Origin of the sequence: Rodentibacter ratti (genome assembly GCF_002000485.1) — a bacterium.
GTDB classification, from domain to species: domain Bacteria; phylum Pseudomonadota; class Gammaproteobacteria; order Enterobacterales; family Pasteurellaceae; genus Rodentibacter; species Rodentibacter ratti.
The window spans coordinates 49,861-74,368 of the sequence record NZ_MLAJ01000003.1 but is presented as its reverse complement, the minus strand read 5'-3'; the positions used below and the strand labels follow the sequence as shown (position 1 = coordinate 74,368).

Annotated in this window: 27 protein-coding genes; 11 read left to right on the top strand and 16 right to left on the bottom strand. The window is 40.9% G+C overall.

All coding sequences use genetic code 11. The annotated features are described in order from the left end of the window. Positions 1-10: 10 nt before the first annotated feature. Genes BKG94_RS03440 through BKG94_RS03410 form a run of 7 tightly spaced genes read right to left on the bottom strand, consistent with a single transcriptional unit; the run spans position 11 to position 4,842 of the window. The gene (locus BKG94_RS03440) at positions 11-283 is read right to left on the bottom strand and encodes a GNAT family N-acetyltransferase (protein WP_077434241.1); all 273 of its coding nucleotides are present in this window, start codon (positions 281-283) and stop codon (positions 11-13) included. Beyond that, positions 280-486: a DNA gyrase inhibitor YacG gene (gene yacG, locus BKG94_RS03435; protein ID WP_077434239.1), complete on the bottom strand. Its 207-nt coding sequence runs from the start codon at positions 484-486 to the stop codon at positions 280-282. Before yacG ends, BKG94_RS03440 begins: the two co-directional genes overlap by 4 nt. Continuing rightward, the gene (gene coaE, locus BKG94_RS03430) at positions 479-1,099 is read right to left on the bottom strand and encodes a dephospho-CoA kinase (protein ID WP_077434237.1); all 621 of its coding nucleotides are present in this window, start codon (positions 1,097-1,099) and stop codon (positions 479-481) included. The genes yacG and coaE overlap by 8 nt, the downstream gene beginning before the upstream one ends. A 9-nt stretch (positions 1,100-1,108) precedes the next feature. Then, positions 1,109-1,798 (bottom strand): prepilin peptidase, encoded by a 690-nt coding sequence (locus BKG94_RS03425; RefSeq protein ID WP_077434235.1) that lies wholly within the window; start codon positions 1,796-1,798, stop codon positions 1,109-1,111. Continuing rightward, entirely contained in the window at positions 1,795-3,015 is a 1,221-nt protein-coding gene (locus BKG94_RS03420) for a type II secretion system F family protein (protein WP_077434233.1), read from the bottom strand. The genes BKG94_RS03425 and BKG94_RS03420 overlap by 4 nt, the downstream gene beginning before the upstream one ends. A 1-nt stretch (position 3,016) precedes the next feature. Further along, positions 3,017-4,408 carry a GspE/PulE family protein gene (locus BKG94_RS03415; protein ID WP_077434231.1) on the bottom strand — a complete coding sequence of 464 codons (1,392 nt, stop codon included), beginning with the start codon at positions 4,406-4,408 and terminating at the stop codon, positions 3,017-3,019. Continuing rightward, complete coding sequence (locus tag BKG94_RS03410; RefSeq protein ID WP_077434229.1) at positions 4,405-4,842, bottom strand: prepilin-type N-terminal cleavage/methylation domain-containing protein; 438 nt, start codon at positions 4,840-4,842, stop codon at positions 4,405-4,407. The genes BKG94_RS03415 and BKG94_RS03410 overlap by 4 nt, the downstream gene beginning before the upstream one ends. A 122-nt stretch (positions 4,843-4,964) precedes the next feature. On the opposite strand from BKG94_RS03410, the gene ampD reads away from it, so the two are divergent. The 6 genes from ampD (at position 4,965) to tadA (ending at position 9,611) form a co-directional block, all read left to right on the top strand. After that, positions 4,965-5,522 carry a 1,6-anhydro-N-acetylmuramyl-L-alanine amidase AmpD gene (gene ampD, locus BKG94_RS03405; protein ID WP_077434227.1) on the top strand — a complete coding sequence of 186 codons (558 nt, stop codon included), beginning with the start codon at positions 4,965-4,967 and terminating at the stop codon, positions 5,520-5,522. 515 nt (positions 5,523-6,037) lie between these two features. Continuing rightward, a complete protein-coding gene (gene rppH, locus BKG94_RS03400) occupies positions 6,038-6,619 on the top strand; it encodes an RNA pyrophosphohydrolase (protein WP_077434225.1) in 582 nt (193 codons plus the stop codon). Between the two features lie 3 nt (positions 6,620-6,622). Beyond that, a complete protein-coding gene (locus BKG94_RS03395; protein ID WP_077434223.1) occupies positions 6,623-7,420 on the top strand; it encodes a sulfite exporter TauE/SafE family protein in 798 nt (265 codons plus the stop codon). Positions 7,421-7,429: 9 nt separating this feature from the next. Further along, on the top strand, positions 7,430-8,233 hold the full coding sequence (lgt, locus tag BKG94_RS03390) for a prolipoprotein diacylglyceryl transferase (protein ID WP_425272256.1): 804 nt from the start codon (positions 7,430-7,432) through the stop codon (positions 8,231-8,233). A gap of 10 nt (positions 8,234-8,243) precedes the next feature. Next, entirely contained in the window at positions 8,244-9,095 is an 852-nt protein-coding gene (locus tag BKG94_RS03385; RefSeq protein WP_077434219.1) for a thymidylate synthase, read from the top strand. A 9-nt stretch (positions 9,096-9,104) separates the two neighbouring features. After that, positions 9,105-9,611 (top strand): tRNA adenosine(34) deaminase TadA, encoded by a 507-nt coding sequence (tadA, locus tag BKG94_RS03380; RefSeq protein ID WP_244156998.1) that lies wholly within the window; start codon positions 9,105-9,107, stop codon positions 9,609-9,611. 125 nt (positions 9,612-9,736) lie between these two features. Here the strand turns inward: tadA and ung are convergent, their stop codons facing one another. Then, on the bottom strand, positions 9,737-10,396 hold the full coding sequence (gene ung / locus BKG94_RS03375; protein WP_077434541.1) for a uracil-DNA glycosylase: 660 nt from the start codon (positions 10,394-10,396) through the stop codon (positions 9,737-9,739). A gap of 247 nt (positions 10,397-10,643) precedes the next feature. Here ung and grcA point away from each other — a divergent pair, with 247 nt between their 5' ends. The 5 genes from grcA (at position 10,644) to era (ending at position 15,629) form a co-directional block, all read left to right on the top strand. Next, positions 10,644-11,027, top strand: coding sequence for an autonomous glycyl radical cofactor GrcA (gene grcA, locus BKG94_RS03370; protein ID WP_077434215.1), 384 nt, complete (start codon positions 10,644-10,646; stop codon positions 11,025-11,027). Between the two features lie 160 nt (positions 11,028-11,187). Then, positions 11,188-12,984 carry a translation elongation factor 4 gene (gene lepA, locus BKG94_RS03365; protein ID WP_077434537.1) on the top strand — a complete coding sequence of 599 codons (1,797 nt, stop codon included), beginning with the start codon at positions 11,188-11,190 and terminating at the stop codon, positions 12,982-12,984. 8 nt (positions 12,985-12,992) lie between these two features. Then, entirely contained in the window at positions 12,993-14,039 is a 1,047-nt protein-coding gene (lepB, locus tag BKG94_RS03360; protein ID WP_077434213.1) for a signal peptidase I, read from the top strand. A 1-nt stretch (position 14,040) separates the two neighbouring features. After that, positions 14,041-14,724 carry a ribonuclease III gene (rnc, locus tag BKG94_RS03355; protein WP_077434539.1) on the top strand — a complete coding sequence of 228 codons (684 nt, stop codon included), beginning with the start codon at positions 14,041-14,043 and terminating at the stop codon, positions 14,722-14,724. Next, positions 14,721-15,629: a GTPase Era gene (gene era, locus BKG94_RS03350; RefSeq protein ID WP_077434211.1), complete on the top strand. Its 909-nt coding sequence runs from the start codon at positions 14,721-14,723 to the stop codon at positions 15,627-15,629. Before rnc ends, era begins: the two co-directional genes overlap by 4 nt. Before the next feature lie 163 nt (positions 15,630-15,792). On the opposite strand, the gene BKG94_RS03345 is transcribed toward era, so the two are convergent. The 8 genes from BKG94_RS03345 to nrfA form a co-directional block, all read right to left on the bottom strand. Next, positions 15,793-17,001: a BaiN/RdsA family NAD(P)/FAD-dependent oxidoreductase gene (locus tag BKG94_RS03345; protein ID WP_077434209.1), complete on the bottom strand. Its 1,209-nt coding sequence runs from the start codon at positions 16,999-17,001 to the stop codon at positions 15,793-15,795. Next, positions 16,998-18,053 (bottom strand): heme lyase NrfEFG subunit NrfF, encoded by a 1,056-nt coding sequence (gene nrfF / locus BKG94_RS03340; RefSeq protein WP_143538893.1) that lies wholly within the window; start codon positions 18,051-18,053, stop codon positions 16,998-17,000. Before nrfF ends, BKG94_RS03345 begins: the two co-directional genes overlap by 4 nt. Further along, the gene (locus tag BKG94_RS03335; RefSeq protein ID WP_077434535.1) at positions 18,050-18,580 is read right to left on the bottom strand and encodes a DsbE family thiol:disulfide interchange protein; all 531 of its coding nucleotides are present in this window, start codon (positions 18,578-18,580) and stop codon (positions 18,050-18,052) included. The genes nrfF and BKG94_RS03335 overlap by 4 nt, the downstream gene beginning before the upstream one ends. Beyond that, a complete protein-coding gene (gene nrfE / locus BKG94_RS03330; RefSeq protein WP_077434205.1) occupies positions 18,580-20,487 on the bottom strand; it encodes a heme lyase NrfEFG subunit NrfE in 1,908 nt (635 codons plus the stop codon). The genes BKG94_RS03335 and nrfE overlap by 1 nt, the downstream gene beginning before the upstream one ends. Before the next feature lie 87 nt (positions 20,488-20,574). Further along, positions 20,575-21,540, bottom strand: a complete 966-nt coding sequence (nrfD, locus tag BKG94_RS03325) for a cytochrome c nitrite reductase subunit NrfD (RefSeq protein WP_077434203.1) — start codon at positions 21,538-21,540, stop codon at positions 20,575-20,577. Then, on the bottom strand, positions 21,537-22,214 hold the full coding sequence (gene nrfC / locus BKG94_RS03320; RefSeq protein WP_077434201.1) for a cytochrome c nitrite reductase Fe-S protein: 678 nt from the start codon (positions 22,212-22,214) through the stop codon (positions 21,537-21,539). Before nrfC ends, nrfD begins: the two co-directional genes overlap by 4 nt. After that, positions 22,211-22,849: a cytochrome c nitrite reductase pentaheme subunit gene (gene nrfB, locus BKG94_RS03315; protein WP_077434199.1), complete on the bottom strand. Its 639-nt coding sequence runs from the start codon at positions 22,847-22,849 to the stop codon at positions 22,211-22,213. The genes nrfC and nrfB overlap by 4 nt, the downstream gene beginning before the upstream one ends. Before the next feature lie 68 nt (positions 22,850-22,917). Next, the gene (nrfA, locus tag BKG94_RS03310) at positions 22,918-24,438 is read right to left on the bottom strand and encodes an ammonia-forming nitrite reductase cytochrome c552 subunit (RefSeq protein WP_077434197.1); all 1,521 of its coding nucleotides are present in this window, start codon (positions 24,436-24,438) and stop codon (positions 22,918-22,920) included. Positions 24,439-24,508 lie beyond the last annotated feature (70 nt).

Sequence of the window (24,508 nt, the reverse complement as noted above, 5' to 3'; positions counted from 1 at the left end):
TTTTAATTATTCATTTTTTGTTATTGCTCTTTTCCCATTTGCGTTCGAGGTAGCTGCAAGTGGGATGAAGTTCCAACTGATTTTTTGTGATGAAGTCTAGTAATGCTTGATAAAGTTTATCGGCGATACCTTGCCCGCGGAGTTGGTTTGACACAAAGGTATGATTCGCATTAATTTTATTTTCCGTTTCGTAAAAATAAGTGAGTTCGGCGATTTTCACCCCTTGTTCATTTAAAATAAAAAATTCACCTCGTTGATGATCGTCTTGATGTTGAATTTTCATTTTATACTCCATTCATCGCTTAAATTAGGATTCATAGCAAAATCGGCGGTATCACTTGGAATGGATTTTTCTTCTGCCGCCCATTCACCAAGATCGATAAGTTGGCAACGTTTACTGCAGAAGGGACGAAATGGGCTTTCCGCTGTCCAAGGAACGGCTTTTTGACAAATCGGGCAAGGGACTTCAATAATTTCTTCAGACATCTATTTTTTCCGCTTGTTGTAAATAAAAACAGTGCAATTCTAGCACTTTTTGCTTTAAGTGCGGTAAGTTTTCAGCCAAATCTTTGTCATTATTAATGATCTCTGTTGCCCATTTTAACCGTTCCTCTCTGCTCACTTGTGAATTCATAATTTGTCGAATTTGTTCAAAATTATTTTTATCGCGTTTTGCCGCCCGCATGAGTTGGGTCTGTGGGCTGACATCTACAACAAGCACGCGATGACAAAGCTCAGTAAGGTTATTTTCAATCAGAAGTGGTACAACTAAAAGTGTGTAGGGAGTAGTCTGGGTGGAAAGTTGTTTCAACATGGCTTCGCGAATCGCAGGATGCAATAGACTATTGAGCCAATTTTTTTCCGCTTCGTTAGCAAAGACTAGCTGCCGTAATGCGGGACGGTTGAGTTCACCATTTTCTAATAAAATAGATTTACCAAAATGTTCGGCAATTTGTTCAAGTAAAGGCGTACCTTTTGCCACCACTTCACGTGCGACAATGTCGGCATCCACGATAGGTACCCCAAGCTCTGCAAATAAATTGGCAATCGTGCTTTTGCCACTGCCGATGCCGCCGGTCAACCCTACGATATAAGTCATCACTGTTCCCTATGAATAATAATTGAATACCCATACTACAAAACTTGAGAGAATGAGAAAAGGGGCAAAAGGCAAAAAAAACAGTCTTTTGGGTGAGAGAAAAGTATAGAAAATGCCCAATAAACAAGCAATTAATAAAAAAATAGGGAAGTGTTTTAACGGTAAGTAGCTGCCAATGCTAAGGGCGAGCCAATAATCGCCTTGCCCGAATGCTTCTTCTTTATAGGACCATTTTGCGATCCAATAAATGCCATAAAAAACGAGGAAAAAAATAACCGCACTTTGTAGGCTTTCTTCTAACGTTAAAAAAGAAAAAGATTGTGATGCACCAATGAGTCCCAAAGCTGTCAATATAAGACAAAGTGTTGTTGAAATCAGTTGATATTGCCAGTCGAGGTAAGCGATAGCCCAAAGTAAAACGATTGAGCAACCAAGCCATAAAGTTAAAAATGCATTTTCTGTGGTAAGGGTTAACCAGGCAAACAAAAATCCAACGATACAAAAATAGCGTAAAAAATGACCGCACTTTTTTCCTTGAATAATGGAAAAATGTGGTTGAAATGGCGGAGGATTTTGTGGAAAAAGTTCCGTGTAAGAGCGATAAATATCGGTTTGTAAGCGTTCGGCAAAGGTGGAAACGTAAAGCCATAATGCGATACCAAAGATTCCGCCGAGTAAAAAACTTGCAAAGTAGATCATTGAACTACCGATCCCATATTAAAAATCGGTAAATACATTCCCATCATAATGATGCCGATGAGACTGCCAATAATCACCATCATCAGCGGTTCTAACATTTGAGAAAGGAGATCAATTTGATGATTGAGTTTGTCTTGATAGCTTTCTGAAATGTGCTGTAGCATCAGCGCCAATTTTCCGCTTTTTTCACCAATTTGCAGCATTTGTTGTGCCTCCATTGGAAAGAGGTGGCTACTGACGCTGTCTGAAAAGGCATAACCCTGTGAAACCCACTGTAGAATTGACCGCACTTCTGTATCAAGAATCTGATCACTCACGATAATTTTTTTGGTTTGCCAAGTTTGTGTACGTGGCAGAAAGCTGTTTAAAGCCTGATTAAGGGGAACACCGGCTTGCAACATTATGTATAAACTTTGGCTAAAATTTACTAAACGGGATAGCTGCTGGATATTTCCCAAAATAGGCATGATCGTAATGATTTGAGATTTTTTCCGGTGAAAATGTGTGGAATGTTTCAATTTTAGCTGATAAAAAAGGATAAATATCACTGTAAAAAACAGCAAGATGCTGATGTCCTCTTTTAGAAAATTTGATGTGGTAAGTAAAACAGAGGTTAACGCTGGTAATTCGGAGTGATTACCTTGATACATTTCAGCAAATTGCGGCACGATAAAAAGCAAAAGACCAAGAGTGAGTAATAAAGAAATTCCTAATACCATTGAGGGATAAAGCATAATTTTCTGTAATTTACGTTGTAGTGATAGGGATTGATGACGATGTGTGGCAATTTTGCTACAAACCGCTGCCAGTTTTCCTGTCATTTCACCAACCTGAATTAGTTGAATTTCTTGACGTGTAATATATTTACCTTGTTGTTCAATACTTTGAGAAAAGGCAAGCCCGGTTTCAATAGATTTTAAAATTTGTTCTAACCATACATTTAAGGCAAGTTGCGTACAATTTTGTTGCAAAATCTGTAAACTGTTTTTGAGTGGAATAGCTGACAGAAGGAGTGTTGAAAGTTGGTTTAATAATGTGCTAATTTCTGCGTTTTTAGGTTTGCTGCTGAGTTGCCAATTCCGTTTTAATTTAATATTGGTCAAACCTCTATTCATCAATTGGAATTGTGCTTGTTGAACAGACTCGGCAATGATTGAGCCTTTTTGCATTTGCTTTAAAGAATTTTCTCCTTGGTAATAAAAAAGTTTTTTTGCCATTTTATAAACCTCCCAAAACACGATAAATTTCCGTTTCATCGGTAATGCTGTGTTTCACTTTTTCTAACCCACTTTGATGGAGATTATCAAAATCGGTTTGGTAGCCGTTTTGCTGACGATGTAAAAATTGATAAACACCGATTCTCCCGCGATAACCCTGATGACAATCACAAGAATTTGTAGGAAATTGACTGCATTTTTGGCAACGTTTCCTCACAAGCCTCTGGGCTATCACTAATAATAAAGCACTCTCGATTTCATGCTGGTGGATTCCCAGTTGTTGCAGGCGTGAAATAGCAGAAAGGGCATCATTGGTGTGCAGTGTTGAAAGGACTAAATGGCCGGTTTGAGCAGCCCTTAGTGCCATTGCTGCACTTTCTTCATCTCGAATTTCTCCGAGCATAATAATATCGGGATCTTGTCGTAAAAAAGAACGTAGTAAGCGACTAAAATCAAGTCCGATTTGTGGATTAATCTGGCTTTGTATGATCCCGGTTAATTCAATTTCGATGGGATCTTCAGCGGTCATTATGTGTTTATCCGATGTGTTGAGCCACTGAAGTGCGGTATAAAGTGAGATACTTTTTCCGCTACCGGTTGGGCCGGTAACTAGGATTAAACCTTGCGGTTGGCTGAGGGCCTGCTGAAAAGCCTGTTGCTGTGATTCTGTCATCCCTAGTTCAGCAAAACTCAATTCTACCGGTTTATTTTGTTGTACCCGCAGCACCACTTTTTCGCCCCAATGGGTAGGCAACGTCGAAAGACGGAAATCAAGAATATCGGAGAATGTCGTTTTAAATTGAAAACGTCCGTCCTGTGGTAATCGGGTTTCGCTGATATCCAGTTTAGCAAGAAGTTTTAATCGGGAAATTAATCGATTGGCTAAACTTTTACTAATTGGGGATTGGAGTTGTAAAACGCCATCAATTCTGAAGCGTACTTGAAAACAGTCTTGCAACGTTTCCAAGTGAATATCGGAGGCATTTTTTTGTAGTGCTGACTCAAAAATACGATTTAGTAATTGGATGATGGGTTCGTCATTATTTTTTTCCTGATACTCTTGTTCCTGATGATGATAGAAATTCATTTGATCTTCTACTTGCATGGATTGAGGTGAGAGTTGTTGCAGGAGATCTTTGAGTTGTTCGCTGTCAAGTAAAACCGGTTCGACCAGTTTTCCGCTAACAAAAGCAATAGTTTCACAGGCAGAAAGATTAGAAAGAGAATCTACACCGAGCCATAAACGATTTTCCTCTTCTTTTAAAGGCAAGGCAAAATAGTTCAAGAACAATGTATGTTGTTGTTGATTACGTTCCCATAAATCCGGTGAGATTGAAAAAATCTCACCATTTTGGGTCGTTACGCTATGTTCAAGTAATGCAAAATCTGTCATTTTGAACAGAATCCGGCAGGAAATAATGAAGTATCACCGATACAAGTTGTTGACCAAGTAACACCGTTAGATTTGTCACCGTTTGCAGTGAGGGTATATTCCACTCCATCTAGTGTTCCATTGCCTGAAACGGTAATTGCGCCTGCACTTGTGCTAATGCTTTTTATATAGCCTTTTGCTGTCGTGATGTTAGCGGAAACGCCGTTTGAACCACCACTACAATTTGAGCTATTCCCTGTTCCATAAATACAAAGTTCGACATCTGATTTAAGCGGCGCAGAGGCTTGTAGTAATTCAGACATTGCCGCTTTTTTAGTATAATTTTGATAAGACGGAATTGCGATAGTGGCAAGAATGGCAATGATGGCAATCACGATCATTAATTCGATGAGTGTAAATCCTTTTTTCAGTCTGAGTTGAGCGATGTATTTCATTGATTTTCCTTTATAGACGTAGTTAAGCCAATATTGGCGAGGGCATTTTGTGGAAGGCAAAAAACTTTGTAAAATTGACCGCACTTTTTCTGCGATACTGATCGTAAAAATAGGAGAAAATAATGGAAAAACTGAAATGTATTGAGCTGGGTTGGCTGAAAGATTGCCGTCAAATTCCTTCAGAACATTTTGATGATCGCCCTGATCCTAAAGACATTTCTTTATTGGTCATCCACTATATCAGCCTTCCGCCGGAGCAGTTCGGTGGTGGTTACATTGATGATTTTTTTCAAGGAAAATTAAATCCTTGCCTTCATCCCTATTTTGAAGAAATTTATCAAATGAGAGTGTCAGCCCATTGTTTGATTGATCGTTGTGGTGTCATCACACAATACGTAAATTTCAATGATCGTGCCTGGCATGCAGGGATCTCTAGCTTTGAAGGGCGTGAAAGATGTAATGATTTTTCTATTGGTATTGAACTTGAAGGGAGTAATGAGCAACCTTTTACCGATGCACAATATGAAGCGCTGCAACAACTTACAAAGTGCATTATATCTGCTTATCCGGATATTACGCTAAAGCGTATTGTGGGGCATTCTGACATATCTCCGGGACGTAAAATCGATCCCGGTCAATACTTTGATTGGGCACGTTATTTGAGTGGGATTAATTCCTAGTTTAAAAAATAGACAGTCGCATTTGCGATCTTATTCACACTATGGTTGCTTCGTGAGATTTAATCTAATTGATTGAATTATAAGGAATTAAACTTCCTATAAAATTTCATTTGCCGGATTGTAAAAAGTTATACCCTATTTTGAATTTTCCCAATCACAATTTTATCCACAGAAATATTGGATAATCTTGAAAAGAGAGAAAGAGTTTAGTTGGGCATTTCTTATCAGGGGAGAATGCATATTTTTCAACCGCACTTTGATGAAATAAAGTGCGGTTTCTTTTTTTTAAAAGGATCTTTACAAAAAAATTCATTAAAGTGAACGGATCCAATGGGAGAAAACGCTTTTTATAATTTTTCACACAGGTTGATTGTGGATTATGATCAAGTTAGTCACAATGTTATCCACAATTTAAAAATTGCTTGAGTACTCTTTTACCTCCTTGGTTGATAAAAACACTGATTTATGGAACAATTCGCAGATTATTTTTATAAAAAATTTAAGGTAAAACGATAGTGATCGATTTTGATGGCTACCGTCCAAATGTGGGGATTGTGATTTGCAATCGAAAAGGACAGGTGCTTTGGGCGAAACGCTATGGGCAGAATTCTTGGCAGTTCCCACAAGGCGGCATTAATGATAATGAAAGTGCCGAGCAAGCGATGTATCGCGAATTGTATGAAGAAGTGGGATTGCAGCCAAAAGATGTACGTATTTTATCTGTGTCAAAACATTGGCTGCGTTATAAATTACCAAAGCGTTTACTGCGTTATGACAGTAAGCCGATGTGTATTGGGCAAAAACAACGTTGGTTTTTATTGCAGTTGGTTTCAGATGAAAAAAATATCAATATGCAAACAACCAAATCACCTGAATTTGATGGCTGGCGCTGGGTGAGTTTTTGGTATCCCGTACGCCAAGTTGTATCGTTTAAAAAAGATGTATATCGCCGAGCGATGAAAGAATTTGCAACTTTTTTGTTTTCCAACGAGAAGGATAAATCGATAGAGCAAGTAGAACGAGAACAAAAATCCCCACCTGCGCGTAAACCCCATTATTCAAAGTATTCTAAACGTTCGTTTAATAAAAGAGGTTAGGTTATGCTGACTTTTATTGTAATTTGCCTGTTAGTGGGCGGAATAGTCGGGTTTCTTGCTGGCTTATTCGGCATTGGCGGCGGATTGGTGATTGTGCCGGTATTGGTTTATTTGTTACCTATGATGGGAGTACCGGAGCCGTTACTGATGTCAACTGCGCTTGGCACTTCTTTTGCAACCATTGTGATTACAGGATTTTCTTCGGCACAACGTCATCATAAATTAGGTAATATTGTGTGGGACGCAGTGAAAATCTTAGCGCCTGTGATTATGATGACGGTCTTTATTTCCGGTTTATTTATCGGCAAGTTAGATCGTGATATTGCGGCAAAGTTATTTGCCTGTCTTGTGGTTTATTTAGCCGTCAAAATGGTGATTTCTATTAAGCCTAAAACAACGGAATCAACAAAAACTCTGACAACAAAATCTTCCATTATTGGCGGTATTTTAATCGGTATGGCATCCAGTGCGGCAGGCATTGGTGGCGGTGGCTTTATTGTCCCGTTTTTAAATTCTCGTGGCATTGATATGAAAAAAGCGATTGGTTCTTCAGCCTTTTGCGGTATGTTGCTCGGTTTATCCGGTATGTTGAGTTTTATGGTAAGTGGTTGGGGTAATCCTGCTATGCCGGATTATTCTTTAGGTTATATCTATTTACCGGCAGTATTCGGTATTACTGCCACCTCATTTTTTACCTCGAAACTAGGTGCAACGGCAACGGCTAAATTACCGGTGCCAACGTTGAAGAAAGGCTTTGCATTGCTATTAATCGTGATTGCCATTGATATGTTTCTGAAATAAAGGAAAATTATGAATCAATATCTACTCCTTCCTCATTTTGACCCGAGCATTTTTACTTTTGGTGATAGCAATATCGGCTTGCGTTGGTACGGTTTAATGTATTTACTTGGCTTTGTATTTGCCCGTTGGCTTGCCGTGAGACGAGCCAATCAACCTAATAGCGGTTGGACGGTTGAGCAAGTGGATACCTTACTTTTCAACGGTTTTATGGGGGTATTTCTAGGGGGGCGTATCGGTGATGTGTTCTTCTATCACCTTGATCATTTCTTACAAGATCCGCTTTATTTGTTCCGGGTCTGGGAAGGGGGAATGTCGTTCCATGGCGGATTAATCGGTGTAATCATTGCGATGATCTGGACGTCTTATTCGCAAAAACGTCATTTCTGGCAAACGGCAGATTTTGTCGCACCTTTAATTCCTTTTGGTTTAGGATTAGGGCGTATTGGTAATTTTATTAATCTTGAACTCTGGGGACGTGAAACCGATGTACCTTGGGCGATGATTTTCCCAAATGATCCTCTTTTATTGCCTCGTCACCCTTCGCAACTTTATGAAGCCTTTTTAGAAGGATTTGTGCTCTTTGTGTTGCTCAATCTCTTTATCAAAAAGCTACGCCCGATGGGGTCTGTTGCCGGTTTATTCTTAGTCGGCTATGGTGTGTTCCGATTTATTGTGGAATATGTGCGAGAGCCTGAAGTGGAATCTTTCCTTGGCATTATGACCCGTGGTCAAGCCTTGTGTTTACCGATGATTATCGGTGGCGCATTGATTATGTGGTGGGCTTACACACGCAAAAGTGCGGTAAAAAATTAAGGAGTTTTTTATGAAACAATATCTCGATCTGTGTCGCCGCATTATTGATGAAGGGCAGTGGATTGCCAATGAACGCACGGGAAAACGTTGCTTAACGGTGATTAATGCGGATTTAGAATATGATGTCGCCAATAACCAATTTCCCCTTATCACCACCAGAAAAAGCTATTGGAAAGCCGCCATTGCAGAATTTCTAGGCTATATTCGTGGTTATGATAATGCAGCGGATTTTCGCAAACTCGGCACTAAAACTTGGGATGCCAATGCCAATGAAAATGCTGCATGGCTTGCCAATCCTCATCGTAAAGGTACGGACGATATGGGACGGGTTTATGGTGTTCAGGGCAGAGCTTGGCGTAAACCGAATGGCGAAACGGTGGATCAACTTCGCAAAATTGTGAACAATCTCACTCAAGGCATTGACGATCGTGGTGAAATTATGACATTTTTCAACCCCGGTGAAATTGATCTTGGTTGTTTACGTCCTTGTATGCACACGCACACCTTCTCTCTTGTGGGGGATACCCTGCATCTCACCAGTTATCAACGTTCTTGTGATGTCCCTTTAGGGCTGAATTTCAACCAAATTCAAGTGTTTACGTTCTTAGCGTTAATGGCGCAAATTACAGGAAAGAAAGCGGGTAAAGCGTTCCACAAAATTATTAATGCGCATATTTATGAAGATCAACTGGAATTAATGCGGGATGTACAATTAAAGCGTGAGCCTTTCCCACTGCCGAAATTGGAAATTAATCCTGATATTAAAACTCTCGAAGATTTAGAAACTTGGGTCACCATGGATGATTTCAAGGTAATTGGCTATCAATCTCATGAGCCGATTAAATATCCTTTCTCAGTGTAAGGCAAAAAAGTGCGGTCGGATTTTGATGAGAAATTTATGCGTCATGCTTTGAGCTTGGCGGATAGAGCCGAATCCTTAGGCGAAATTCCGGTAGGCGCTGTCTTGGTCGATAGCGAGGGGAATATCCTGGGGGAAGGCTGGAATCTTTCCATTACTGAAAACGACCCAACGGCTCACGCCGAAATTGTGGCATTACGCAATGCGGCAAAAAAGGTGCAAAATTATCGCCTACTGAATACCACCCTTTATGTCACACTTGAACCCTGCACGATGTGTGCTGGTGCGATTTTGCACAGTCGAATTCAGCGTTTGGTGTTTGGTGCTCTAGATTATAAAACCGGCGCGGTAGGTTCCCGTTTTCACTTTTTTGATGATTATCAAATGAATCATACGGTCGAAATCACCGGCGGCATATTGGCACAAGAGTGCGGTGAAAAATTAAGTGCTTTTTTCCGTAAAAGACGAGCGGAGAAGAAGTTAGAAAAGATAAGTGTTGTAGGTTTTATTTCTCAATAAACCTTTCTTGCACACCAATTATCATTGTTTTTTCGTAAGTTTATTACTTTCTTCCATTAACTGAGCCAACCATTGAATCTCTTGATGAGGTAATCCATAAAAAACACGCTCAAAATTGACCGCACTTAAACTTGCCAATCAATTTCTGTTATTCCATGCTCCCTAAGGTACTGATTGGTTTTAGAAAAATGTTTACATCCGAAAAATCCTCGGTGTGCTGAAAGAGGGGAGGGGTGTGGGGCGGTTAAAACACAGTGGCGGGTGCGGTCAGTCATACTGCCTTTTTTCTGAGCGTGGCTTCCCCAAAGTAAAAAAACTAAATTTTCACGCTGTTCATTGAGTGCAGCGATGACACGGTCAGTAAAAGTTTCCCAACCTAAATTGGCATGCGAGTGGGCTAATCCCCGTTCAACAGTCAAAACAGTATTGAGTAATAACACACCTTGTTCTGCCCACTTCACTAAATAGCCATTACTTGGCATTTGAAAGCCCGGAATATCTTGACTTAATTCTTTGTAAATATTTAATAAGGACGGAGGAATGGCGACTTCAGGTTTCACTGAAAAGGCGAGACCGTGTGCTTGGTTCGGTCCATGATAAGGATCTTGCCCTAAAATCACCACTTTAACATCTTCAAACGCCGTGTATTTAAATGCGTTAAATACCTCTTCTTGTGGGGGATAAATGGTTTTTCCACTTTGTCTGGCAAGGTGCACCTGTTTTAATGTGTGTTGAAAATAAGGCTGCTCTTTTTCTTTGCCAATCACATCTGTCCATGTTTTCATCATCTAATCCCCTTCAAATTGAGTTGTGTTATTATAAACCAACTTTCAACCTATGGAACGATAGAATTTGTTGATAATAGTTGCTAATTAAAGTCTATAAATAAATTTCATCACAAGAAAATCTTGAATTTAATTAAAAATTTGTGAAAAGCAGCTTATTCTTAATCAAAAGAATTTGATGTATTAAAATTTTTTGATAAAATTTGCACAGTTTTATAATTATCCCCATACTAATTAGGAGTCTATTATGATTAAAGGTATTCAAATTACCCAAGCAGCGAATGACAATTTACTTAACTCATTCTGGTTATTAGATAGCGAAACCAACGAAGCTCGTTGTTTATGTGCAAAAGGTGGTTTTGAAGAAGATCAAGTTGTTGCGGTGAGCGAATTGGGTCAAATCGAATATCGTGAATTACCGGTAAACGTCGCACCAACTGTCAAAGTGGAAGGCGGTCAACATTTAAACGTGAACGTATTACGTCGTGAAACCTTAGAAGATGCGGTAAACAACCCGGATAAATACCCACAATTAACCATCCGTGTTTCAGGTTATGCGGTGCGTTTCAATTCTTTAACCCCAGAACAACAACGTGATGTAATCACTCGTACTTTCACTGAAAGTTTATAATTTCAAATTGAATGAGAGAAACCCCGATTTTATCGGGGTTTTGTTTTTCTAAAACTCAGAAAAAATCCACCGCACTTTCCTTTCTTTCTAGCGATTTCTATGCTTTTCAGGTACAATCCGCCAGTTAAATTTAATGATTTTTGAGAAAACCAAAACCTTTATGAAGAATATTCGTAACTTTTCTATTATTGCCCATATTGACCATGGTAAATCCACCCTTTCCGATCGTTTGATTCAAACTTGCGGCGGTCTTTCCGATCGTGAAATGGAAGCACAGGTGTTGGATTCAATGGATCTTGAACGTGAGCGTGGCATCACGATTAAAGCACAGAGCGTTACCTTAAATTACAAAGCTAAAAATGGCGAAACCTATCAATTAAACTTTATTGATACGCCGGGACATGTGGATTTTTCCTATGAAGTATCACGTTCCCTTGCGGCTTGTGAAGGGGCGTTGTTGGTGGTGGATGCCGGTCAAGGCGTGGAAGCGCAAACCCTCGCCAACTGTTACACTGCCATTGAAATGGATCTCGAAGTGGTGCCGATTTTAAACAAAATCGACCTGCCTGCGGCAGATCCTGAACGTGTGGCAGAAGAAATTGAAGATATTGTGGGCATTGATGCGATGGAGGCGGTTCGCTGCTCAGCGAAAACCGGACAAGGCATTGAAGACGTATTAGAAGAAATTGTGGCGAAAATTCCTGCACCGGAAGGTGATCCTGACGCACCATTACAAGCCTTAATCATTGATTCTTGGTTCGATAATTATCTGGGCGTGGTTTCCCTTGTACGAATTAAAAACGGCACGCTACGCAAAGGCGATAAAATTAAAGTGATGTCCACAGGGCAGGCTTATAACGTGGATCGCCTTGGTATTTTCACACCGAAACAAGTGGATACCACCATATTGAATTGTGGCGAAGTAGGTTGGGTGGTTTGTGCCATTAAAGATATTTTAGGGGCGCCGGTGGGAGATACCTTAACCCATCAACATCATCCGGCAAGTGATGTTTTACCGGGCTTTAAGAAAGTTAAACCGCAAGTCTATGCCGGTTTGTTCCCGGTGAGTTCGGATGATTACGAAGCGTTTCGTGATGCTTTAGGTAAATTAAGCCTCAATGATGCCTCATTATTCTATGAGCCGGAAAATTCAACGGCACTGGGTTTTGGTTTCCGTTGTGGTTTCTTGGGGCTACTTCATATGGAGATCATCCAAGAGCGTTTAGAGCGGGAATATGATTTAGATCTGATCACAACTGCACCGACAGTAATCTATGAAGTGCAAATGACTAACGGTGAAGTGGTTTATGTGGATAGCCCGGCGAAATTGCCACCGCTTAATAATATTTCTGAAATTCGTGAACCGATTGCGGAATGTAATATGCTCGTGCCGCAAGAATACCTCGGAAATGTGATTACGCTCTGTGTGGAAAAACGTGGTGTTCAGACCAATATGGTGTATCACGGTAATCAAATTGCGTTGACTTACGAAATTCCAATGGGGGAAGTGGTGCTGGATTTCTTCGACCGTCTAAAATCCACCTCACGCGGTTACGCTTCCTTAGATTATGGTTTCAAACGTTTCCAAGCGGCGGATATGGTGCGTGTGGATATTATGATTAACGGTGAACGTGTGGATGCCTTAGCATTAATTGTACACAAAGATAACGCTCAGTATCGTGGTCGTGAATTAGTGGAAAAAATGCGTGAATTGATCCCTCGTCAGCAATTTGATATTGCGATTCAAGCCGCAATTGGTAACCACATTATTGCCCGTTCAACGGTGAAACAATTACGTAAAAACGTATTGGCAAAATGTTATGGTGGTGATGTGAGCCGTAAGAAAAAACTTTTACAAAAACAAAAAGAGGGTAAAAAACGGATGAAATCCCTTGGAAATGTGGAAGTCCCACAAGAGGCGTTTTTGGCGATTTTACATGTGGGTAAGGATAAATAAGGAACAGTATGTCTAATTTATTTTTCGTGATTTTTTTAGCCGTAGGCTTTGGTATTTGGAAAGCGTTGGATTATTTCCAATTACCCAATACGTTTAGCATTTTATTGCTGATCTTGACCGTACTTTCCGGCATATTATGGTGTTATCACCGTTTTGTTATCAGCCCTAAACGCCAGCGTCAAATCGCCCGTATGGAGCAGCGTGGTCAAGCACTCAGTGATGAAGAAAAAGCCAAAATCGAACCTATTTCGGAAGGTTCGGAGTTTTTATCTTCTTTATTTCCTGTATTAGCTGTGGTTTTCCTGGTGCGTTCTTTTTTGTTTGAACCTTTCCAAATTCCTTCCGGATCGATGGAATCCACATTGCGTGTCGGCGATTTTCTCGTGGTGAATAAATATGCGTATGGCGTTAAAGATCCGATTTTCCAAAATACGATTATTGCAGGGGAGAAACCGCAACGAGGTGATGTTATCGTATTTAAAGCACCGGAACAGGCATTACTTCGTACGGGACTGGGTGCTACCCGAGCAGCCTACGCAGAAAATTTAGCATTGAGCTCAAAAGATAATATGTCCGGTGTGGATTACATTAAACGTATTGTCGGGCAAGGTGGAGATCGAGTGATTTTCGATATAGATCAAAAAACCTTGAAAGTTGTGTATGGTAAAGAAGGGAAACCTTGCGAAATAAACTGTGAAAGCAAAACGTTCGAATATAGTCAAAATCCAACGAATCCGGCATTTCCGAATGAATTGGAATTGACTGAAAAAGGCGATGTAGTACATAACGTGCTAATCAGCCCTTATCGTCGTTATGCCGGCCCGGAATTTTTCCCACAAGAAGGCAACCCAACGGCAGAATGGGTCGTGCCGGAAGGACAATATTTTGTCATGGGTGATAACCGTGATCACAGTGATGACAGCCGTTTTTGGGGATTTGTACCGGAAAAAAATATCGTAGGTAAAGCCACTTATATTTGGATGAGCTTAGAAAAAGAACCGAACGAATGGCCGACAGGCTTACGTTTTGAACGTTTCTTTACAGCAATTAAATAAAATGAATCATTTAGAGAGATTAGAGCGAAAAATCGGTTATCAATTTAAGGATATTTCGCTCTTAAAATTAGCACTCACACATCGAAGTGCTGCCGCAAAACATAATGAACGCCTAGAGTTTCTGGGCGATTCCATTCTTAATTTCACCATTGCCGAAGCCTTGTATCATCAATTCCCTCATTGCAATGAAGGGGAGTTGAGTCGTATGAGAGCAACTTTAGTGAGAGAAAAAACATTAGCGATACTGGCTCGTCAATTTGAACTGGGGGAATATATGTCCCTTGGTTCCGGTGAGTTAAAGAGCGGTGGTTTTCGCCGTGAATCAATTTTGGCGGACTGTGTCGAAGCCATTATTGGTGCAATGTCGTTGGATCAAGGCATTATTCTCACAACGCAAGTAGTTCGAACTTGGTATCAACCCCTGTTAGCAGAAATCAAACCGGGTGATAATCAAAAGGATGCGAAAACCCGCCTACAGGAGTATTTACAAAGTAAAGGGTTGGCATTACCGAGCTATGAAGTCGTGAATATTCAAGGAGAACCCCATTGTCAAACATTCACTGTAGAGTGCAAAGTGAAAAATGTGGATAAAATTGACCGCACTTTTGTGGGGAAAGGATCAAGCCGCCGTAAAGCAGAACAGGCAGCAGCAGAACAAATTTTGAACGAACTGGACATCAAATGACAGCACAACTTGACAAAACCTATTGTGGCTTTATCGCTATTGTAGGCCGCCCGAATGTCGGGAAATCAACGCTCTTGAACAAAATTCTAGGGCAAAAAATCTCAATTACATCACGCAAAGCACAGACTACCCGTCACCGTATTGTGGGGATCAAAACCGAAGGGGCTTACCAAGAAATTTATGTGGATACCCCGGGGTTGCACATTGAAGAAAAACGTGCGATTAACCGTTTAATGAACCGAGCGGCAAGTAGTGCTATCGGTGATGTGGATCTCATCATTTTTGTGGTGGACGGAACTCATTGGAATGCCGATGATGAAATGGTGTTAAACAAACTTCGCCAGGCAAAAGCACCGGTGGTATTGGCGATCAACAAAGTGGATAACATCAAAAATAAAGATGATTTATTGCCGTTTATCACTGAATTAAGCGGAAAATTTGATTTCGCCCATATTGTGCCGATTTCCGCCCAACGGGGAAATAATGTTCACCAACTGGAAAAAATTGTACGTTCAGCTTTGCGTGAAGGCGTGCATCATTTTCCGGAGGATTATGTGACAGACCGCTCGCAACGTTTCATGGCATCGGAAATTATCCGTGAAAAATTGATGCGTTTTACCGGTGAAGAATTACCTTATTCGGTAACCGTTGAAATTGAACAATTTAGAGTAAATGAACGTGGCATTTATGAAATTAACGGATTGATTTTGGTGGAACGTGAAGGGCAAAAGAAAATGGTGATTGGCGCACAAGGGCAAAAAATCAAAACCATTGGTATGGAAGCCCGTGCGGATATGGAACGCTTGTTTGATAACAAAGTGCATCTTGAATTATGGGTGAAAGTGAAATCCGGTTGGGCGGATGATGAGCGTGCATTACGCAGTTTGGGCTATATGGATGAATAAAAGTGCGGTTGTTTTTCCGCAAGTTTTATAATGTAAAAAGCCGGTATTATGTGGCAGTGACTGAAACATGATTTAGGCGTTATTTGTAGGGACACACTGCGTGTGTCCGGTATAAAATCAAAATCATCTCAATATGTTATAAACGGACACACTGCGTGTGTCCCTACATTTTTTTCCCTATTCCAGAGGCACAAGCATAAGCCGAACTCCATGCCCATTGGAAATTGTAACCGCCAAGCCAGCCGGCAACATCCAATACTTCGCCGATAAAATATAAGCCTTTTACTTTTTGGCTTTCCATGGTTTTGGAAGAAATATAATGGGTATCAACACCGCCCATGGTCACTTCTGCCGTGCGATAACCTTCCGTTCCATTGGGGATAAATTGCCAATGATGAACTAAATCCAAGAGATTTTTTAGCCGCACTTTACTGAGGTTAGCCATCACTTCATCTTGAATAAAACCTTGTTCGATCCAAAGTTCTACTAATTTTTTGGGAAGTAAACGTGTCAGCACGGTTTTTAACATCAGTTTTGGCGAGTTTTGTTTCATTTGGTGGATTTCATCTTCCAAATTATGCGTTGGTAACAAATCAATTTCTAGGTTTTCATTCGGTTGCCAATAATTTGAAATTTGCAATACGGCAGGACCGGAAATACCACGATGAGTGAAAAGAAGCTGATTGTGAAAAGATTTTCCACATTTTGCGGTGATGGTAACGGGTAGGCTAATGCCTGAAAGTGCGGTTAAAAACTTATCGGTTTCACGGTAAGTAAAAGGCACGAGGCTTGCTCGTGGCGGAATAACCGGAATATCAAATTGTTCTGCGATTTGGTAACCGAAAGGCGTGGCACCAAGCCCCGGCATAGAAAGCCCTCCAGTGGCAATCACCAAGTTTTTGCATTGCCATTGCGTGCCATTAACGCTTAAAGCAAACTGCACTCTTTCATCATTCTCAATGCGTTTCACTTGCGATATTTCACTGCGTAAGTGTATCTTTACTTGGTATTTTTTACATTCGGTTGCCAACATTTCTACGATTTTTTCCGCCCCTTCATCACAAAAAAGTTGTCCGAGTTCTTTTTCGTGATAGGTAATGCCGTATTCAGCCACGAGTGAAATAAAATCCCAGTTGGTATAACGTGCAAGAGCGGATTTAACAAAATGAGGATTTTGCGAGAGATAGTGAGCAGGAGTGACATCAAGGTTGGTAAAATTGCAAAAACCACCGCCGGACATTAAAATTTTTCGTCCGATTTTTTTACCATTATCCAATAGGGTGACTTCTTTACCCAATTTCCCTAATTGCGCCGCACAAAATAAGCCGGCAGCTCCCGCACCGATAATGAGGGTTTCGGAATAATAGGTCACTGTGCTTGCCCTCGGTCTAAAAATTCTAACATTTTCATTCGTTGAATCACCATACGGCGATCTACGGCGGCATTCCCGCTATCTAGCAATTGCTGTAAATAATCTTTGGCTTGCGCATAGTTGCGTGCTTCAAGGGCAAGGGTAGCGAGTAAAGAAATACTGGAAATTTCTTTGGGATCTTGTGTGAGGGCTTGGCTGAGAAGTTGTTGTGCTTCCGGAGTCAGTTGTTGCCCCGCTTGATAATAAAGTGCGGTGGCTTTTAAACCTAAAATATTCGGTTTAGCGCCTATTAATTTTTCTGCGTTTGTATAGGCGATAAGGGCATGATCAAATTCATTATTTTGCACATAAGCCTCACCCAGTTGAATCCACGCTTCTACATTGTTCGGATCAGCCCGCAATTTATCTTGAATTTTCGTAATCACATCTTGTTTTTTGTGGAAGTCTGCCATTTCAATTTGCTTGTTATGTTGGGAAATCATCGCTTGCTCGCCTTCTTGTAGGCGTGAAAAACGGTCAAGGGATAAATAATAGCCAAGGGGAATGGCAATGAGTAACGCAAAAATACTTAGCGCGATTTTTCCATTGCTCTTTTGGGGAGAAAGCGTGCATGGCTCGTTTAGCTTTAGAGCGTTAGATGACGAAGAGAGGGTATTATCCTTGAGTTGGGGAGATTTTTTGTGAGAATGCCAAACCAATCCGGCGGCTAAAACGAGTAACCCAATGGGTAATAGCCATAATAATGCGGTATTCCATTGAAAAGGAGGCTTATAATTCACGAAATCACCGAAACGTGCCGTCATCGTGTCAATAATTTGCTGATTGGTTTTGCCTTCATTCACCATATTATACACTTCAATGCGTAGGTCGTAGGCAATGGGGGAATTGGACTCCACCAAGTTTTGATTTTGGCACTGAGGGCAACGTAGAGATTTTGCCAGTTCTACGGCACGGGTGCGATCCGCCGAGTTTTTGAATTGGTAAGTATCCACCATTTCCGCTTGTGCAAATAAGCTAAAGGCGAATAAAAGTGCGGTTAAAAAGGTTCTCATTTTTTCATTAATTGTTGAATTTTGGGAATAAAAACATTTTTCCATGTTTCTCGATCAAGCAACCCGGAATGCCGATAACGAATAATGCCGTGAGCATCCACTAAATAGGTTTCCGGGGCGCCATCTACACCGAGTTTCATGGCAAATTCACCGTGGCTGTCATCAATGGTCAAAAGGAAAGGATTTCCCATTCTTTTGAGCATTTCACGTCCGTTTTGTGGATTATCCCGATAATCAATGCCGATGATCGGTATGGTTTTGGCGATATCCATTAATAGCGGATGTTCTTCTTTGCAGTAGCCACACCAACTACCCCAGACATTCAATAAAAATGGCGTTTTAGGGAAATCTTTTAGGCTAAGGGTTTGAGTCGGTTCAAATAAGTTTGCCTGATAAAATTCCGGTATGGGTTTATCAATGAGCGCGGAAGCAATCTTTTTCGGATCTTGGTTCAATCCGGCAATTAATAGGATACATACACCTAAAAGCATCAAGAGCGGTGTAAAAAAGAGCCATTTTTTTTTCATTATCTTTCCTGTTTTCGGCGTAAAGCGAATGTGCTACAAAGGGCACCTAATGCCATTAAAATTCCCCCTGCCCAAAGCCAACGAATAAGCGGCTTGTAATGCAGACGGAAAGTAAATTCCCCTTTCCCAAGAGGATCACCCATCACGATATAGAGATCACCCCAGAATCCACCACTTAAACCGACCTCGCTCATCGTCATTGTGCGGACATCATAATAGCGGCGTTCAGGTATGAGATTAGCGTAAGGTTTACCCTTTTCCGTGACATCAAAAAATGCCACTTCTGTTGTGAAGTTGGGACCGATTTCATTAGAAAATTGGCGGTAATGAAATTCATATTGCCCGAGTTTTTGGCTTTGTTGTGGCGCAAGGCGAACACCGATTTCACTACCAAAATAACTACTCATCACGGCACCCATGGTGGCAATAGCCACACCGCAATGGGCAAGAATCATACCCAGTTGCGCTAAGCAAATTTTTCGCCAATTTTGCCATAAAGTGGCAAAGAAAAGCCAGATAGCAAGAGTTAATAAAAGAAAGGCGAAACCATGGAACTTGAGGGATTCATTATGATGGGTTTGTTGCCAAATCATCAATAGTGCAACGCCTCCGGCGGGGATAATTAATAGTAAACGGCGGATAAAAAAAGATTGCTCAAACTTTGCCCAACGTAATGAGAGAGACACCACCATAGCCATCAACATGATAGTCAAAATAGGTAAGAAAATACTATTAAAATAGGGACTGCCGACAGAAATTGATCCCCAATTCATCGCTTGAAATAACATGGGATAGAAGGTGCCTAAAAAAGTGGAAACTGTGGCAATAGTTAATAAAATATTGAGTAATAAAATCCCACCGGCTTTTGAAATAAGCTGAAATTTGACCGCACTTTTTTGGGCATTGTTAGAACGCAATGCAAATAGCCCAAAGGCAAATACCATGAGCAAAAAGAAGATGATTAGCAAGGCATAACCACGGGTATTATCGACAGCAAAAGCATGAACGGAGGTGAGCGCACCAGAGCGTACAATAAAGGTGCCGAGTACACTGAAGGCAAAAGTGAGGAGAGAAAATAAGGTTGTCCAATAAGGGAATGCGCCTTGTTTTTCAGCGATGACTAAACTGTGCAGTAAGGCAAGCCCGAGTAACCATGGCATCAGCGAGGCATTTTCCACGGGATCCCAAAACCACCAGCCGCCCCAGCCCAGTTCATAATATGCCCACCATGCACCCAGCACGATGCCAAGGGTTAAAAATAACCATGATACCAACACCCAACCACGCATTTTATTGGCGATTTGTTGAACGGGTTGATGATAAATAAGAGCGCTTAGGCTCATAGCAAAATTTACCGCAAACCCGACATAACCAATATAAAGTAACGGTGGGTGGAAAATTAATCCGATATCTTGCAACATGGGGTTGAGATCTCGGCCTTCTATTGGAGCGGGGAAAATTCTTCCAAAGGGATTGGAATAAAACAAAATAAATACCGCAAAGCCAAAACAAATTACTCCCTGTAAAGATAGGCTTTGTGCGGAAAAAGTGCGGTCGTTTTTTCGGTTAAAAAAAGCAAAAGCAGCAAGCCATAAACTCAATGAAAATAACCAGAATAGCATAGAGCCTTCGTGTCCTCCCCAAGTCGCTGCGACTTTGAAAAATGTTGGAAGCTGGGAATTAGAATGGGCTGCGACGTATTCAAGGGTGAAATCATCGATGGCGAAAGAATAAGCGAGAATCGCGAGAGAAAATGTGGTTGCAATAGTGAAAATATAGCTTAACCACCAAGCAGAGTTAATTAAGGTTGGATTTTTTTTGAATAAACCCACCTGTGGCAGCAATACAAGAAACAGTGCACTGATAGTCGCAATTAAAAGAGAGAGGAGACCAAGTTCTGGAAGCATAATAAATTTGTTTTTCAGTGATTAAAATCGGGTTTCAAAAAAGAAAGGCGCATATTAATACGCCTTTCTTCATAAAACAACTCCTGCCTATGCTACGGTTAATTGTCCCGCATACAAAATAAAGTAGCGTAAACAGAGAACACCGATTAAGTCGAAAATCGACACCCAAATAATGAAAGTACGGTTATATTTGAATCGGTCGGGAGCAAACATATTTGCCATTAATGGAATTAAAATTCCGATAAAGAAAACCCCAATCCAGAATACGGCTCCCCAGAATCCTGAAAGTGCATTGTATAATGCCAAGGTTTTTTGTCCGCCACCAAAATATAATCCCACAAAGAAACACACAAGTAAGCCGAGTTCAGTCACCATAATCGGTACTTCAAATTTATGAATGAAATGAGATTCGTGAGAATCACCTTTCAATTTGCCGGCGATGAGAATAATTAAGAACGTGGCTGCAATCCCTGATGATGTACCGGATGCCAAGAATAATGCCGGCAATACGGGATTATTCAGCATTGGATAGCTGATAAGAGCTGAAAGTAAGAAACCGGTATAAGCGCCTAATACAGCCGCTAAAATGAATAGAATCACTTCTACGGGGCTAATTAAACGTTCGGCAACGCCAATTAATTTCATCACAAATTTTAGTTTTGGCATAAAACGATGGATAAGTGCTCCAATTTCATTTTTGAATATCACTACGCCCCATAATACCAAGAACAGCATATAAATTTGGAAAAGCATGACCCCCATAGACATCACAGAATTAAATTGATAATTGAACATCAATTTCCAGAATGTCCAAGGGCGTGCCAAGTGGAAAATTAGCAGGGTTAAACCGATTAATGTCGGTACTGAGCCTAAAATTATCCCAGCACGAATGATCCAGTTTTGGCTTGGATTTTCCAATTTATTACTACGTTTAAATGCAATAGCTAATTGTACTGCACCAGATGAGATCCCAAGTAAAAATAAATAGATCGCAATGGTCGAATCCCACACTAAATTGGGGGTGTGGAATGGAACTGGATAATCTAACGTCATCTTCTAGGCTCCCCGTGTTGGAATGGAATATGGTAAAGATTTGGCTGTGTACCTAATTCCACTTTTGTGCGATAAACCGGTTTTTCTTTTACTTTACGTGCTACTTCACTGGTTGGATCGTTCATATCACCAAAGGTGAGAGCTTTTGTCGGACAGGCTTCCACGCAAGCAGGTTGTTTACCGTTAGCTAAATTAGTGTCTCGACAGAAATTGCATTTATCAGCAGTTTTGTGAACCGGGTGAATAAAACGCACACGATACGGACAGACCGCAATACAATATTGACAGCCCACACATAAGTCTTTATGCACATCAACAATGCCCGTATCTTTATCAATAAATGAGGCACCGGTCGGACAAACCGCTACACAAGGCGCATTGGTACAGTGTTGGCAAGATTGACGGAAAAACTCATATTCCTGATTTGGAAATTCTCCATAGGGTTCGCTACGCAAAATCTCTAAACGAGATACGCCTTGCGGTACTTGGTTGACATCACGACAGGCATCCATACAGGCTGTACAACCGATACAAGCCGTTTCATCATGTACCATCGCATAACGTTTGGTTTTATCCGCCTTGTTTTCTTTTGCTAAAGATGTTAAAGACGTTCCCGTCATAAGGATCACAGCCCCCATGCCGGAAACAAAGTTTCGGCGTGAGCAAGTTGTCATTGTTTATCCTTTTGTTCGGTTGATTTTTCTTGTTCTGCTTGGCGTTTTTGTTGTTCACCATGACAGTCAACACAGAGTTTAACTCGTTGTTTTGGTTGAATGCCTTTCATCGCATCCTCTTTTGGATGGAGGGTGTGACAACTTGCACAAGGCAATTTCATCGCATGTACATCGTGCGCCCATAATTTTTCACGGAGTTTATCCGGTTGGTGGCAGGCAAAACACACTTGGTTTTGCTCTTGCACGGAATACATTGGTTTTTTCTCACCAAAAATATCACCTTCAAAGCGCATTACGTCTTTCGCACCACGACGGTGGTTTTCAGTAATATCACCGTGACAGCTTACACAAGTGATTGGTTTGCCATTGTTTGGATTTTTTTGATTTAAATGTGCACCGTGGAATTTCCCAAAGTGTAATTCACCGCCGGATTGATCCAAGGTTTGGTTTTTATCTACTTTGTCAAACTTATGACATTTTGCACAGTATTGGTTTGGGTCACGCTGATTGTCTAATTGCGGTTCATAATTTAGTGTAGAATCCGTTTGTGCGTGAGCAATCATTGGTGTTGCGGCAGCAAAGACAAGAAATGCTGTGGCTTTTGCCATATTGCGAAGAAAAGAAGTTAAATTCATTTTGGAACCTCAAATTTATTATGGAAGACGACCGCACTTTTAACATAAAAGTGCGGTAACTTTTCTTACTATTTTGTTGCGGTATCTTCAGCTAATTTGCCGTTAGCTTTTGCTTCTTTTTCCCATTGAGGCACAACTGTTTTTAAGAATTCTTCTTTTGCTTGACGTTCTTTTTCAATATCAATCCCCATCACTTTCCATGCTTTTTCAGCGGTAGAAATATCAGGGATTTCGACCGGTGTTTTTACGCCGTGTTTTGTTAAGATAGTCGCCAGTTTAGCACGTGCATCTGCGGCTCTATCTAAACCGGAACCTAATACGCGAAGCATTACATCAGGTGCGTGCATATGACCACCGTGACTCGCTGCAGCGTAGTCCCAACGCCATTGAGCGTGACGGATATCCATTAATGCCGCTTCCATTTCTTCTTTGCTTGCACCTGCATCCCAAGCTGCTTTGGCTTCGAAGTGGGCTTTTACAACTTGATCTTCTAAGCGACCCATCACATCTTTCACGTCTTTTTTACGTGAAGCTACGATCTCTTTTAATTTTTCTTTACTTTGATCATGACAGTTTGCGCAAGTTGAATCAAAGGCATCAAATGGGTTTTGGATTTGGTGATCCGTGTAAACTTTACCATCAGCATCTTGTACTTTAGGCATATGACAATCCACACAGGTCACGCCGTTTTTGCCGTGCATCCCTAAAGACCAAATTTCAAAGTCAGGGTGCTGTGCTTTTAACATTGGTGCTTTAGAAAGGGAGTGAGTCCAATCGCTGAAACCGATATCATCGTAGTATTTTTCAATGTCATCGACTGTTTGACCGTTATTCCAAGGGAAGGTCACTTGTTTGATGTCACCAGCAAAATAGTATTCAACGTGGCAGTTTGCACAGATTTCTGCACGTTTTTCAGTACGTGCTGCGGTATTAAAACTCAGATCAGATTGTGCTTTTCCTTCTGCTTTTGCTTTAGCCTGTAGGGCATTATTGAGATGATCTAAGGCACGTAAAACGTGTGGGCGAGCAATACGTAATGCAGGTTTGCCTTCGGCAAAATCTTTTGATGTTGTGTCATGGCAGTCAGCACAGCCAATAGAATTGACAATTTCAGGCCCACCTTTAGCCCATTTTGCATTGAAATAGCCTTCTTCTCCCCACTCCGCAATTAAACGAGGCACATCGGGACCTTTACATGTCCAGCAGGCCATTGGTTGAGGACCGTCATTAGCGGTTTTTGGTGCACCGGTACGCAAAATATTACGTACGTCTGCAATCGCATAGGCATGCCCACGAGGTGCGTTGTATTCCTTAGAAAACGCGTAGCCGCCCCAAAGTACGATTAAACGCGGATCTTCCTCATCGGCATAAATTATTTTGTCGCCTTTTTCTGTGGCTTTCCAAGATTGGAACTGTTTTGGATATTTTTCTGCGAATTTTTCATTCACCGCTTCAATTTTTAAATTTGGATTTGGTGCTTCTACAGGCTGCTCAACCGGTTTGTAAACCATTTCAGCCATTGCTGAAGTGTAGGTGCCTAAAGTTGCGAAGGAAATTGCCAAGATAAGGCTTTTTCTCAATGCGTTCATAATAATCACTCCATTAAAAATAAGGAAAGTAAAATAGCACTAAAATGAGAACCATTATTGATAAGCTGTT

Excerpts from the sequence above, each read along its gene's own strand:
- BKG94_RS03440 (WP_077434241.1), bottom strand. The coding sequence starts at position 283 with ATGAAAATTCAACATCAAGACGATCATCAACGAGGTGAATTTTTTATT.
- yacG (WP_077434239.1), bottom strand. The coding sequence starts at position 486 with ATGTCTGAAGAAATTATTGAAGTCCCTTGCCCGATTTGTCAAAAAGCC.
- coaE (WP_077434237.1), bottom strand. The coding sequence starts at position 1,099 with ATGACTTATATCGTAGGGTTGACCGGCGGCATCGGCAGTGGCAAAAGC.
- BKG94_RS03425 (WP_077434235.1), bottom strand. The coding sequence starts at position 1,798 with ATGATCTACTTTGCAAGTTTTTTACTCGGCGGAATCTTTGGTATCGCA.
- BKG94_RS03420 (WP_077434233.1), bottom strand. The coding sequence starts at position 3,015 with ATGGCAAAAAAACTTTTTTATTACCAAGGAGAAAATTCTTTAAAGCAA.
- BKG94_RS03415 (WP_077434231.1), bottom strand. The coding sequence starts at position 4,408 with ATGACAGATTTTGCATTACTTGAACATAGCGTAACGACCCAAAATGGT.
- BKG94_RS03410 (WP_077434229.1), bottom strand. The coding sequence starts at position 4,842 with ATGAAATACATCGCTCAACTCAGACTGAAAAAAGGATTTACACTCATC.
- ampD (WP_077434227.1), top strand. The coding sequence starts at position 4,965 with ATGGAAAAACTGAAATGTATTGAGCTGGGTTGGCTGAAAGATTGCCGT.
- BKG94_RS03395 (WP_077434223.1), top strand. The coding sequence starts at position 6,623 with ATGCTGACTTTTATTGTAATTTGCCTGTTAGTGGGCGGAATAGTCGGG.
- lgt (WP_425272256.1), top strand. The coding sequence starts at position 7,430 with ATGAATCAATATCTACTCCTTCCTCATTTTGACCCGAGCATTTTTACT.
- BKG94_RS03385 (WP_077434219.1), top strand. The coding sequence starts at position 8,244 with ATGAAACAATATCTCGATCTGTGTCGCCGCATTATTGATGAAGGGCAG.
- ung (WP_077434541.1), bottom strand. The coding sequence starts at position 10,396 with ATGAAAACATGGACAGATGTGATTGGCAAAGAAAAAGAGCAGCCTTAT.
- grcA (WP_077434215.1), top strand. The coding sequence starts at position 10,644 with ATGATTAAAGGTATTCAAATTACCCAAGCAGCGAATGACAATTTACTT.
- lepA (WP_077434537.1), top strand. The coding sequence starts at position 11,188 with ATGAAGAATATTCGTAACTTTTCTATTATTGCCCATATTGACCATGGT.
- lepB (WP_077434213.1), top strand. The coding sequence starts at position 12,993 with ATGTCTAATTTATTTTTCGTGATTTTTTTAGCCGTAGGCTTTGGTATT.
- rnc (WP_077434539.1), top strand. The coding sequence starts at position 14,041 with ATGAATCATTTAGAGAGATTAGAGCGAAAAATCGGTTATCAATTTAAG.
- era (WP_077434211.1), top strand. The coding sequence starts at position 14,721 with ATGACAGCACAACTTGACAAAACCTATTGTGGCTTTATCGCTATTGTA.
- nrfF (WP_143538893.1), bottom strand. The coding sequence starts at position 18,053 with ATGAGAACCTTTTTAACCGCACTTTTATTCGCCTTTAGCTTATTTGCA.
- BKG94_RS03335 (WP_077434535.1), bottom strand. The coding sequence starts at position 18,580 with ATGAAAAAAAAATGGCTCTTTTTTACACCGCTCTTGATGCTTTTAGGT.
- nrfE (WP_077434205.1), bottom strand. The coding sequence starts at position 20,487 with ATGCTTCCAGAACTTGGTCTCCTCTCTCTTTTAATTGCGACTATCAGT.
- nrfD (WP_077434203.1), bottom strand. The coding sequence starts at position 21,540 with ATGACGTTAGATTATCCAGTTCCATTCCACACCCCCAATTTAGTGTGG.
- nrfC (WP_077434201.1), bottom strand. The coding sequence starts at position 22,214 with ATGACAACTTGCTCACGCCGAAACTTTGTTTCCGGCATGGGGGCTGTG.
- nrfB (WP_077434199.1), bottom strand. The coding sequence starts at position 22,849 with ATGAATTTAACTTCTTTTCTTCGCAATATGGCAAAAGCCACAGCATTT.
- nrfA (WP_077434197.1), bottom strand. The coding sequence starts at position 24,438 with ATGAACGCATTGAGAAAAAGCCTTATCTTGGCAATTTCCTTCGCAACT.